Origin of the sequence: Maricaulis maris MCS10 (assembly GCF_000014745.1) — a bacterium.
Classification (GTDB): Bacteria; Pseudomonadota; Alphaproteobacteria; order Caulobacterales; family Maricaulaceae; genus Maricaulis; species Maricaulis maris_A.
The window spans coordinates 1,041,177-1,052,093 of sequence record NC_008347.1 but is presented as its reverse complement, the minus strand read 5'-3'; the positions used below and the strand labels follow the sequence as shown (position 1 = coordinate 1,052,093).

The 10,917-nt window shown below is 65.0% G+C and carries 9 protein-coding genes; 4 read left to right on the top strand and 5 right to left on the bottom strand.

Annotation, left to right across the window (positions count from 1 at the left end; translation table 11 throughout):
* Positions 1 to 88 precede the first annotated feature (88 nt).
* The 4 genes from MMAR10_RS04940 (at position 89) to MMAR10_RS04925 (ending at position 5,670) form a co-directional block, all read left to right on the top strand.
* Positions 89 to 640 carry a hypothetical protein gene (locus MMAR10_RS04940; protein ID WP_011642893.1) on the top strand — a complete coding sequence of 184 codons (552 nt, stop codon included), beginning with the start codon at positions 89 to 91 and terminating at the stop codon, positions 638 to 640.
* Between the two features lie 70 nt (positions 641 to 710).
* Positions 711 to 2,282: an EAL domain-containing protein gene (locus MMAR10_RS04935; protein ID WP_041636803.1), complete on the top strand. Its 1,572-nt coding sequence runs from the start codon at positions 711 to 713 to the stop codon at positions 2,280 to 2,282.
* Positions 2,283 to 2,302: 20 nt separating this feature from the next.
* Positions 2,303 to 2,854 carry a response regulator gene (locus tag MMAR10_RS04930; RefSeq protein ID WP_011642891.1) on the top strand — a complete coding sequence of 184 codons (552 nt, stop codon included), beginning with the start codon at positions 2,303 to 2,305 and terminating at the stop codon, positions 2,852 to 2,854.
* Positions 2,855 to 2,925: 71 nt separating this feature from the next.
* Positions 2,926 to 5,670, top strand: coding sequence for a PAS domain-containing sensor histidine kinase (locus MMAR10_RS04925; protein WP_150099713.1), 2,745 nt, complete (start codon positions 2,926 to 2,928; stop codon positions 5,668 to 5,670).
* 7 nt (positions 5,671 to 5,677) lie between these two features.
* On the opposite strand, the gene MMAR10_RS04920 is transcribed toward MMAR10_RS04925, so the two are convergent.
* From MMAR10_RS04920 to MMAR10_RS04900, 5 genes are all read right to left on the bottom strand, one after another.
* Positions 5,678 to 6,211, bottom strand: coding sequence for a periplasmic heavy metal sensor (locus MMAR10_RS04920; RefSeq protein ID WP_011642889.1), 534 nt, complete (start codon positions 6,209 to 6,211; stop codon positions 5,678 to 5,680).
* Complete coding sequence (locus MMAR10_RS16050; RefSeq protein ID WP_011642888.1) at positions 6,208 to 6,615, bottom strand: hypothetical protein; 408 nt, start codon at positions 6,613 to 6,615, stop codon at positions 6,208 to 6,210. Before MMAR10_RS16050 ends, MMAR10_RS04920 begins: the two co-directional genes overlap by 4 nt.
* Positions 6,615 to 7,292, bottom strand: a complete 678-nt coding sequence (locus MMAR10_RS04910) for an RNA polymerase sigma factor (protein WP_233353870.1) — start codon at positions 7,290 to 7,292, stop codon at positions 6,615 to 6,617. The genes MMAR10_RS16050 and MMAR10_RS04910 overlap by 1 nt, the downstream gene beginning before the upstream one ends.
* Before the next feature lie 29 nt (positions 7,293 to 7,321).
* Positions 7,322 to 7,897: a hypothetical protein gene (locus MMAR10_RS04905; protein WP_190273957.1), complete on the bottom strand. Its 576-nt coding sequence runs from the start codon at positions 7,895 to 7,897 to the stop codon at positions 7,322 to 7,324.
* Positions 7,898 to 7,969: 72 nt separating this feature from the next.
* Complete coding sequence (locus tag MMAR10_RS04900) at positions 7,970 to 10,855, bottom strand: bifunctional [glutamine synthetase] adenylyltransferase/[glutamine synthetase]-adenylyl-L-tyrosine phosphorylase (protein WP_083759512.1); 2,886 nt, start codon at positions 10,853 to 10,855, stop codon at positions 7,970 to 7,972.
* Positions 10,856 to 10,917 lie beyond the last annotated feature (62 nt).

Below are 10,917 nucleotides of genomic sequence, written 5' to 3'. Positions count from 1 at the left end.
TTGATCGCAAATGCTCAAATCCAACCGGTTCCGTTCACCCGGTTTAAACGGGACTGTGTTTGTGTAAGGGCGGCGAGGGAGTTCTCATATGGCGAAGGCAGTCTTTCACAAGCACCAGCGGGTCTTTGTCGGCCCGGTCGGGACCTGGGCCCTGGTCGAGCAGGTCAAGCCCCATTGGGTGAAGGATGTCGAGGAGCCGATCCGCATTGCCTATGATTGCGGGCTGGGACGCGACTTCACCGCCGATGAGCTGGCCGCAGAACAGGCCGATAATGTCGAGGCCGGACACTGGCGCGTGCTGCGCGCCAAGAACAAGTGGCAGACGATCGAGGAGTGCGCCGGGCATCCCTTCCCCGGTACATTCCCGGTCGTTGTCACCGAAGCGATGGACTGGGGTGGCTGGCGTGTGCCGGCGGCCGAGTATGATCGCGACCCGCACCGGATCGAGGCCCAGGGGCGCCTGCTGGCCAACAGCCCGCGCCTGCTCGAGATCGCCGAGCAATTGGCGGCCATGGCCGGCGAAGACGGTGATTTGCCTCCGGCACTGGCCGAACTGTCGCGCAGCGCCGAACGCGTACTCAGGGACATCAACACCAAACCCGCCAAGACCGGGAACACCCCGCAGTCACGCGCGGCCTGACACTTCGCGAATTTTAAGGGCGTTCTAACGATTGCCGGGCGAAACTCCTCGTCCTGTGCACACGATTGGAATGCTCATGTCCCTGGTCGAGCAACGAAACCGCTTTTTGTCCTTCGCTTTCGCTTCGGCGGATATACTCGTCGAGACAGACAGCAAGGGCTGCGTGACCTACGCCGCCGGCGCCATCGCCACGCTTGGTGAACCGCAACTGTCAGGCTCCGGTGAAGACCTTGCGAAACGGTTCGACCGCACCTCCCGGCCGATTTTCCAGGCCATCATGCATCGCCTCAAACCCGGCCGTCGGCTGGGCCCGGTCCGCATCGCCATTAGCGGCCGCCAGTGCCGCCTGAGTGGCTGGATGCTGGGCGATGATGACCGGATCCGCTGGAGCCTGTCCTACGAAGCCTTCGACGCCCCGGACGAACTGGACCCCCAGGCCTTTGAGCGCAGCGCCGAACAGGCGATCGAAAAAGCACGCTCGGCCGGCGTGGATATGGCGATGTCAGTGTTGCGCGTCGATGCGGGCGACGCGCTGGACCGTCTCGTCGGCGAAGCGCGCGCGGCGGCAATCTACCAGTCAATCGCGGCGTCCTGCGCGCTGGCCGTCGGCGATGAAGGCGTCGCGCGTCAGGTCGACGAGGAACGCACTGCCTTGATCCACGACCGAACAGTCGACCTCAACAAGCTGCGCGCTGAAGTCGAGGCCTCGCTCACTGACTCGGGGCTGGATAGCGTCGAGGTCAGTATCGATTCGGTTTGCGACGCGCCGAACCTCGAGCCTGGCGTGGCCGTGCAGGCCTTCGTCTACGCGATGAATGAAGCGGCGCAGAGCGATCGCGTCCTGGATGTGGCCAGCCTTCAGAAGGTGGCCGAAACCATGATGCATGAGAATGAGCGTCGACTGACCGAGCTGCGGACCACCATCGCCGGCCGGGTCATCGAGCCGCATGCGCAACCGGTGGTCAATCTGGAAACCGGCGAGACCCACCACTACGAGCTTCTGCTTCGGTTACCCGACGGCAAACCGGTCCAGGACAGTGTCGGCTTCGCAGAAAGCACGGGGCTCATCTACGAAATCGACTATGCGATGACCGAAATCGCTGCTGCCTTCCTGCGTGATGATTTCGATCGCCCGGCCCTGGCCGTGAACCTGTCTGGGAAATCACTGACCAACATGGCCTGGGGCAAGCGCTTCCTGGCCTTGCTCGCCGACCTCAAGATCGACCGCAAACGGCTCAGCTTCGAGCTGACCGAGACCGCGACCATCACCAATATCAAGGCCGCCAACGCGATCATCCAGAAAATCCGGGAGCGCGGCCACGAGGTCTGCCTCGACGATTTCGGCGCCGGCGCTGCGGGCTTCCATTACCTGCGCGACTTCCCCGCCGATGTCGTCAAGATTGACGGCTCCTACATCAAGCGTTTCGAGACGTCCAAGCGCGACGCGACCTTGCTGAAGGGCATGATCAATGTCTGCCGCAGCCTTGGCGCGAAGACGGTGGCCGAGATGATCGAAACCGAGGCTCAGGCCAAAGCCCTCAAGGCTATGGGAGCGACCTTCGGACAGGGTTACTATTTCGGTAAGCCTGCGCCGCTAAACTCGTTGAAAGACCGCAAGAAGCAGGCGTCCCGGGCGGCGTAACCCAACAAGGTAGGCAGACCATGGCCGTTGACTTCAGCCGTGTGCGAGTTTTGATCGTTGATGATAACGGCTACATGCTGACGATCCTGCGCACCATTTTGCACGGCTTTGGCATCAAGCAGATATTCGAGTCGAAAGACCCGGCCGACGCCTTCGACATGGTCCGTTCGGATGCGGTCGACATCATCATCACCGACTATCAGATGGAAATCCTGGACGGGCTGGACTTTGTCCGCTTGGTGCGGACCGCCGATGACAGCCCCAATCCGCTGGTCCCGATCATCATGCTGTCCGCCTATTCGGAAAAATCCAAGGTGATGTCGGCACGCGATGCCGGCGTGACGGAGTTTTGCTGCAAGCCGGTGACGGCAAAGGAAATGTTTTCCAAGATTGCCTCGGTGATCAACGAACCCCGCCCCTTTATCCGCAACAAGTCCTATTTCGGTCCCGACCGCCGCCGCGCCGGTGCCGACGGGGCCGCCTACAAGGGGCCGGAACGACGCAAGGCGAGCCAGAAAGTCGGTGCCGACACCGAAGCCGGCGGCGACGGCTCCGACGCCAGCGCCGGTTGACCGGGGCGAGCCTATCGATAGCCCGCGTTGACAGGTCGACACCGGCCCACAACGCACCTTAGTTTGAGACCATGAATCAGATGCGGTTCGATCATCGTCCGTCCAAGGCCCCGGCGGCCAAGGACAGGACGCCGCAATCCCCGTCCCGGGGATCGAAAGGTCGTGACCGCAACCCGCCCACCGACAAGCCTGCCAAGAAACGTGGCAGCGGCGTGTCCTGGATCATCCTGGCGATGGTTCTATTCACCCTCGCCTATGGCGGCATCCTTCTGGTCAAGATCCAGCAGGAGCGCGAGATTCTGATCACCGAGGCCGAACGGTCCCAGGCCAATGCGGCGGGGTATCTGGCCGAGCGTGTGACCGCGCGCATCGCCGAAGCCCGCTACGCTCTCGCCTTCGCCGCAGCAGATTTGCGCGATGCGTCGCCGCAATCGGTCGAGGGGCTGACCCGAGCCCGGCTTGCCGCCATCAACGAGTCCGAACTGGTGACCGATGTCGCCCTGCTTCTGCCCGGCGGCCAGGTCATCGCCGTTGGCACACCGGCAGACGGGCTGCGCGACATCACCGGTGCCGCGCTCGACGCGCCGTCCGGTCTGACCGCCCAGGTCACGGGCGGCGTCGCTCATCTCATTCTCGCTGTTCCCACGCCGCTGAGCGACGGAACAGTGGGGGCATTCGTGGCACGACTGAGTACGGAATCAGCCTTGCCTGACTGGGGAGATGACCGTGTGGTCGCCTTGGCCGATGCGCAAGGCGGCATGCTGGCAATCCGCCCGCGCATGCCCAGCGCCCGCCCCGGCACCCAGCTGGCCGAGCGTTTCGGCCTGCAGCCCGGCTTTATCGACTCACTGGCCGCCGGCGGCGGCGGTGCCACCTCCGACGCCCGCTTCGGTGAGGAACGCGTGACCTTCGCCGTCGCCCCGATCACGGGCACCGAATTGCGTGTTTACGCCCTCGGCGCAATGCGCATCAACCAAGACGCATGGTACCGCACCATTTCATTTTACGGGCTGATGTTCATCGCCCCGATTTTTGTGGCACTGGGCCTGTGCGCCCTGGTCTTCATGCAGATGGGCCGCCTGCGCTCGACCCGGCAGCAGCTTGAAGACAATGAGCAACGCTTCCGCGTCGCCATCGAGGGCGCGCGCTGCGGTGTCTGGGACTGGAATCCCGAGGCCGACACGGTTTTCGTCACCGACAGCCTGGCCCGTATTCTCGGCCTCGACGCAGCGACGGAATGTACCGGTCAGCAATTCCTGCAGCTCTTCTCCAAGCCTGACCGGGAACGCCTGCGCGCAGCCATGCGCGGGGCTCCCGCCGGCGCCGAGGTCGATCATGAAGTGCTGGCCGCGCGGTCCCCGGTCTGGCTGCAGATGCGCGGACGCATCCTGCCCGGCGGTGAAGCCAATCATACCCGGATCATCGGCGTCGCCATTGATGTCACCGAACGCAAGGGCGCCCAGGCCCGGGTGGCCGCGGCCGAAAACCGGCTGCGCGCGGCGCTGGAATCCATGTCCGAGAGCTTCGTGTTGTGGGACAGCCGCCAGCGCCTGGTGCTGTGGAACCGCAAGTTCCGTGACCTGTTCGACTTCACCGACGGCATGCTCAAGCCGGGCATGAGCTATGACGCCGTCGAGCAGGCCGCCGCCCGCGCCATCAAGACCGTTCACGGCGGAAGCGAGGGCAAGGCCGCCTATGAGATCGAGCTGTCGAACGGCCGCTGGCTGCACTATTCCGACCGTCCGACCGCCGATGGCGGCCTGGTCTCGGTCGGCGCCGATATCACCGATCTGAAGCATCACGAGGCCGCCCTCACCGAGAATGAGAGCCAACTTCGCAAGACCGTCGACGACGTCAAACGCTCCCAGGCCCGTATCGCCGATCTGGCCAAGAAGTACGAAGAAGAGAAGATACGGGCCGAGGAAGCCAACCGCTCCAAGTCCGAATTCCTCGCCAATATGAGCCATGAGCTGCGCACACCACTGAACGCCATCAATGGTTTCTCCGAAATCATGATGCAGGAAATGTTCGGGCCGCTCGGTGATGATCGCTATGTCGGCTACATGAAGGACATCCTGTCCTCGGGCCGTCACCTGCTGGAACTGATCAACGACATTCTCGACATGTCGAAGATCGAAGCCGGCAAGATGCAGCTTCAGCCTGAACCGACCGATGCCAGCGAGCTGGTCGAGCAGAGCATCCGCATTGTCCGTGGCCGGGCCGAGGAAAAACAGTTGAAATTGCGCGCCGACGTGTCGGATCTGCCGGAGATCGAGGTCGATCCTCGGGCCTTCAAGCAGGTCATGATCAATCTGGTGTCCAACGCGGTGAAGTTCACGCCCGAAGGCGGCCGGGTCACGGTGCGCGGTTTCCTGTCTGGCCTGGGCGTGGCCTTCCAGGTCTCCGATACCGGTATCGGCATCGCCAAGGACGACCTGCCACGCCTCGGCCGCCCGTTCGAACAGATCGAGAGCCAGCACTCCAAGAGCTTCCAGGGCTCCGGCCTGGGCCTGGCCCTGTCCAAGTCACTGATCGAACTTCATGGCGGCACATTGTCGATCGACTCGGTTCTCGGCGAAGGCACCACCGTGTCGGTCGTCCTGCCGATCAGCCAGGACCAGCCCATTCCGCGCGACGCGATCAAATCGGTAACCGGCGATACCGGCCATGACGATGTCGACACGATCGAGGACGACGGCATCGACACACACGCACCACTTGGCCTGTCAGCCAGCCTGCCGACGGATGACGGTTTCGATGTCGATGATGAATTCGTGGATAGCGAGACGCCGCCCCGGTTCGCCGCCGGCGAATAGGTTCACACTATTGCCGCGGTGGCGGCGGCCCCTCGCGACGACGATCACGCGGTGGCCCGCGGCGTCCGATCCGCTCACGCCCCGCCTGAAGCGCGGCGGCACGGGTCTCGGCATCCAGCCCGGCGACCACGTCCAGGACAATGGTCTCAATCTGCATCTCGATCGCCCGCTGGCTGGCGTGCATCCGCGCCATCGCATCGGCAACCGCCTCCGCGTCAAACTCTTCAGCGACCAAAAGCGCGTCGAGTTCACGGCGAACGTCCATGGCGTCACGGCCAGGTCCACGCATGTCCAGGAAAGCGTTCCGCAGCCGGGCGCGAGCCTCGGCGCGGGCCTCGTCGGGCAAGGCATCAACAAAGCTGCGCAGGTCAAAACCCTGACGCGAGCCCGGGCCGGCGCGGCGGCCGACTTCGCGGGCCTCCGGAGACGGCATCTGCCAGCGTGGTCCGTCGGCGGTCCGATGCACCACATAGCCGGCCAGGGCACCATTGATCAGGACCGAGCCGACCAGGGCTATGATCCAGGGCAAGGCGGGTCTCATGCGTCGTCTCCCAACCAGTCGACCCAGTCCTGCTCATAGCCGGTAAAGGCGTCGGCATAGATCGTGTCCATATCATCCTGTGGCACCGTCACAGCGCCGCTGGCAAAACCCAGGCAGACACCCAGCACCAGCGCGGCGGCGACCGCCGACGGCGCCATCCAGTCCGGCATGGCTGGGCGCGGCAGGCGAGCCAGCACCCGGCGCTCGAGCAGGGCCGTGTCGGCAACCGGCTCAATCATTCGATCCAGCAACTCATCGAGCACCATCTCGTCACTGGTCGCGACGGCAACCAGTTCGGGACGCGCCAGCGCAAAGCCTTGCGCCGCCTCGCGTTCATCCGCCGGCCAATGGGCCGGGTCGGCTCCATAGGCTTCGAGAATCCGGAAAAATCGTTCCTCAGTCATCATTCGTCACCGTAACGGGCGTCACCGCCCCGTGCATAGCTGGCGATCAGATCGGGGGCGTCGCCCAACAACACCGTTTTGAGCTTGCGCCGACCGCGTGCCAGCAGGGATTCAAGCGCATCCACACTTACCGACATGATCTCCGCCGCTTCAATATTGCTCAACTCCTGGAAGTGCACCAGTTCGAGCGCCTGGCGTTGGCGGTCCGGCAATTGCCGCACCGCCGTGGCAATACGATTGCCGCTTTCCGCCTGTTCCATCTGCGCGTCCTGCCCGGGCGTATCATCGGCCCGTTCCGGCAGGGTGTCGGTCAGGACCTCACGCCGCTTGCGCAGGCGGTCATAGCAGAGATTGAGGGCAATCCGGCATACCCAGCTGGACACCCGCGCCTGACCAGACTGCCAACGGCCAGCCGCTTTCCAGACGCGCAGGAAGGTCTCCTGGGCGATATCCTCGGCTTCCATCGGATCACCCAGCGTACGCCGGGCGAGACCGATGATCCGGGACATGTTGGCCGCCATCAGCTCGCGTGCCGCATCGCGATCACCCGCGCCGATGCGCGCCATCAACCTGTCTTCCGCCGCCCGGATGTCGGCCATCGCCGACGCTTCGACCGGCGGGCGTTCGCGGACACGGCCGGAGATGGGTCCGGCATTGGCCGGTTCATCTGTCTTCATGCCGTGTCCGTCAAACATCCGCGTTGCTGCTAGTTCCGCCACCACCGGCGACGGTTCTCACGGCGTTCCTGACGCCTTTCCGATGCGGCGTCCAGCTCGTCCGGCGTGATCACGCCATCCTCATCGGTGTCGAGCATCCCGAACAGGCGGTTTTCGCCGTCGAGGAATTCAGCCCGGGAGATCCGGCCATCCTCATCGGCATCGAACTGCCGGCCCGGTCCTTCGCCACCTCGACCGCCACGACCGCGCATGCCGCGACGTCCGCGACGCTCGCGATCATCACCGTCTTCGGCTTCGGCCTCGCGAGCGGCCCGCAGGCGCTGGCGGATCGGAGACTGGTCCGCCTCGTCGAGATAGCCGTCGCCATTGCGGTCCATCCAGGCGAACATTTCGCCCTGCAGGGCATCGACTTCGGCCCGGGTGATCGAATTATCGCCATTGGCGTCAGCCGCCCGCAGCATCATGGCGGAGCGCATCGCGGGATTGCCGCCACGCTCACCGTGGTCCCCGCGATGCGGGCCGCCGTGTCCCTGGGCCTGGGCGGCTGCCCCGGCCAGCATCAGGCAGGAAGTGCTCATCAGTACAATCAGTTTGAAGGGTTTCATGACGTCGTCCTTGTCGTTCATAGCCTCGCTGTGAATAGAACGGGGCTGACGCCGCAATCCGTCGCCCGGATGTCACATTTTTCCGATCCGGCGCTCGAACACCTTGCGGACGGCCCGCATGCGCCGGTCCAGAGCCGCTTCCAGCGCCTCGATTTTCGCACATCCGGCCAGCTCGGCCAGTCGCGTGGCAAAGCCGCTGCTGGCCTGGGCGGGATCAAAACCGGACCCGTGGGCGCAACGGATCATCTGCAGGACGCCAAGCTGAAGCTGCAGGGTCTCGGTCAGCAGCTTGACCTCGCCCGCGGGCAGCACGCCCGCCTCTCCCAGGGCCTGAAGGGCCTCGCGGGTCGAGGCCCGCACCACATCCTCCCGGTCGGCATGGATGAGCTGGAGTGTCTGGGCGATGAATTCGATGTCCTGCAAACCGCCGGGGCGGGCCTTCAGGTCCCAGATGGATGAGGGTGGCTTGGCCTCGGCCAGCCGCTGGCGCATCGCTCGCGCATCTTCCCGCACACCCTTGCCATCGCGTGGCCGGCACAGTGCCCGTTCAAACGAAGCCGTGACGGCGTCGGCCAGCGGCCCGTCGCCGGCAATGATGCGGGCTCGGGTCAGCGCCATCATCTCCCAGGTCCAGGCCTCGTGCGGATAATAACTGTCGAAGCGCGACAGCGAGACCGCGACCGGCCCGGCCTTGCCGGACGGCCGCAATTGCATGTCGACCGTATAGAGCTCGCCCTCTTCAGTCGGAGCCGACAGCGCGCTGATCAGGCGGGTGGCGAAACGGCCGAACCAGCCCGAGGCGGTCTCGTCACCCTGATAGATGATCATGATGTCCAGATCGCTGTCGGCCGCCAGTTCGCGGCCACCCAGCTTGCCCATGCCCAGGATGACGCCCTCGCCCGGCATGGGGCCGAAACGGCGTTCGGTCTCGTCCTGCGCCGCACGGGCCATTGCTGCCAGCGTCGCATCGGCCATCGCCGAGAAAGCAGCGCCGGCGGTTTGCGCAGTGGCCATCCCGTTGAGGATCTGGGCACCGATGCGGAAGCGCTCCTCACGGACCCGTCGCCGCGCCGAATTGAGACGGTCCTCATACCCTCCGGCCCGCTCCAGCGCCTCGTCGAGCACCCGCTTGAAACTGTCGGCCGGGTCCTGCCCCAATGGTACGGAAAAGCGGTCATCCAGCATCGCATCCAGCAAGGCCGGACGACGCGCCAGATCTGATGCAAGGCGCGGCGCCAGGGTAAGAATGCCGATCAGGTCTGCGGCCAGGCCCGGCTCGTTGGACAATAGTGAGAGAGGTTGCACGCCCATCGGCAGGTTCTCGAAGAAAGCAGCAAACCGGGTCATCGCAGCATCCGGCTCACCAGTCGCCGACATGCGGTCGACCAATTGCGGTGCGATGCGGGCAAACAGGGTCCGCGCGCGGCTGGATCGCACCGCCCTCACCCGGCCACCGGCCCAGCCATTCAGTGTCGCCCAGACCGAGCCCGGCTGCGAGAAGCCCAGGGTCTGCAAGGTCGTGATGGTGTCCGGGGTCGGCTCGACCCCGGTCAGGATCAGCGACCCTGCCGATGAGGACAGCGCCTCATCGCCCTCGAACTGGTCGGAAAAATGACCGTGCACCCTTTGCAGGCAGGCTTCGACGGCCGTTTCGAAGGCCGCGACATCGGCAAAACCCGACAGAGCCGCCAGATCGGCCCGGTCCTCATCCTCCAGCGGCACGGTCTGACTGGGTTCGTCCTGGCGCATCTGGATCCGGTGTTCCCAGCTGCGAAGGTCTCGATAATCCCGCGCCAGGGCATCAACAACGTCCGGCTCGACCGCACCGGTCACGGCCAGCGCGCCCAGAGCCGCCAGCGTCGAGGGTTCGCGCACCCGCTCGTCCCGGCCCCCGAAGACCAGTTGCGGGATCTGGGCATAGAACTCGATCTCGCGAATGCCGCCCCGCCCGAGTTTCAGGTCATGTCCGGCGGGTCGGATCTCGGCCCGGCGCCCGACCGTCTGGATCTGGCGGGCGAGCCCGCGAATGTCGTCAATGGCGGCATAATCCAGCGAGCGTCGCCAGATAAACGGTTGCATGTGGGCGAGGAAGCGGGCCGCGGCGTCACGGTCGCCGGCACTGGCGCGGGCCTTGATCCAGGCCGCGCGTTCCCAGGTCTGACCCAGGCTCTCATAATAATTCAGCGCCGCCTCGGTGGAGATGATGACCGGCGTCGCGCCCGGATCGGGCCGCAGGCGCAGATCGACCCGGAAGACATAACCCTCGGCCGTTACGTCCTGCAGCGATTTTACCACCGCCTGGATCAGGCGCGGCAGTCGTTTGCGCGGTTCCTCGCTGTCGGGCAGCGACAGGCTGTCCGGATCGTAGACGGCCACAAGGTCGATATCGGAGGAGTAATTGAGATCGCCCGTGCCCATCTTGCCCAGCGCCAGAATGACCACGCCCGGAATCGGATTGTCGGGATTGGTCACCGGATGGGCCCGGCCCTGTTCGGCCAGGAAGCGGACATGGGCGTGCAGCGCGGCCTGCAGCGCCGCATCCGCCACCCGCGTCATCGCACCGGTCACCTCGCGAACGTCCCAGACACCGGTCAGGTCGGCCAGGGCCGTGACCAGGTGGGCATCACTCTTGGCATGACGCAGCGCGATATCGAGTGCGGACGGGTCGCCCGCCTCGGCCCCGGCCCGGTGCAGATCGGCGATGACCGATGAAATCAGGGCGTCAGGCGTCCGCACGAGGCAGGCCTCGAGTGTGTCCGCCCGTCGCTGCGCCAGCCGGGCCAGATAGGGGGCAGCCGCGAAAACCGTATCGAGAAAATCCCGGGCCGGGCCGATCGCCTGGCCGACCGTGTCGGGCAGCGCCGCAATCATGTGAGCCGCGGCGCCCGGCGTCCGGCCAGGCAGCGGCGCAAGCCCCGCTGGCAATACACAGTCCGGATGAGCGGCCAAGTCAGTCATGGCAAGCAAACTGACCCGATCCGCCCGACAGGTGAAGGTCTAATTTTGCGGTAGGCCGGCGC

What these genes read in the sequence shown, in the direction of transcription:
- MMAR10_RS04900 (WP_083759512.1), bottom strand. Translation starts at nt 10,855, where the DNA reads ATGACTGACTTGGCCGCTCATCCGGACTGTGTATTGCCAGCGGGGCTT.
- MMAR10_RS04940 (WP_011642893.1), top strand. Translation starts at nt 89, where the DNA reads ATGGCGAAGGCAGTCTTTCACAAGCACCAGCGGGTCTTTGTCGGCCCG.
- MMAR10_RS04925 (WP_150099713.1), top strand. Translation starts at nt 2,926, where the DNA reads ATGAATCAGATGCGGTTCGATCATCGTCCGTCCAAGGCCCCGGCGGCC.
- MMAR10_RS04935 (WP_041636803.1), top strand. Translation starts at nt 711, where the DNA reads ATGCTCATGTCCCTGGTCGAGCAACGAAACCGCTTTTTGTCCTTCGCT.
- MMAR10_RS04905 (WP_190273957.1), bottom strand. Translation starts at nt 7,897, where the DNA reads ATGAAACCCTTCAAACTGATTGTACTGATGAGCACTTCCTGCCTGATG.
- MMAR10_RS04930 (WP_011642891.1), top strand. Translation starts at nt 2,303, where the DNA reads ATGGCCGTTGACTTCAGCCGTGTGCGAGTTTTGATCGTTGATGATAAC.
- MMAR10_RS04910 (WP_233353870.1), bottom strand. Translation starts at nt 7,292, where the DNA reads ATGAAGACAGATGAACCGGCCAATGCCGGACCCATCTCCGGCCGTGTC.
- MMAR10_RS04920 (WP_011642889.1), bottom strand. Translation starts at nt 6,211, where the DNA reads ATGAGACCCGCCTTGCCCTGGATCATAGCCCTGGTCGGCTCGGTCCTG.
- MMAR10_RS16050 (WP_011642888.1), bottom strand. Translation starts at nt 6,615, where the DNA reads ATGACTGAGGAACGATTTTTCCGGATTCTCGAAGCCTATGGAGCCGAC.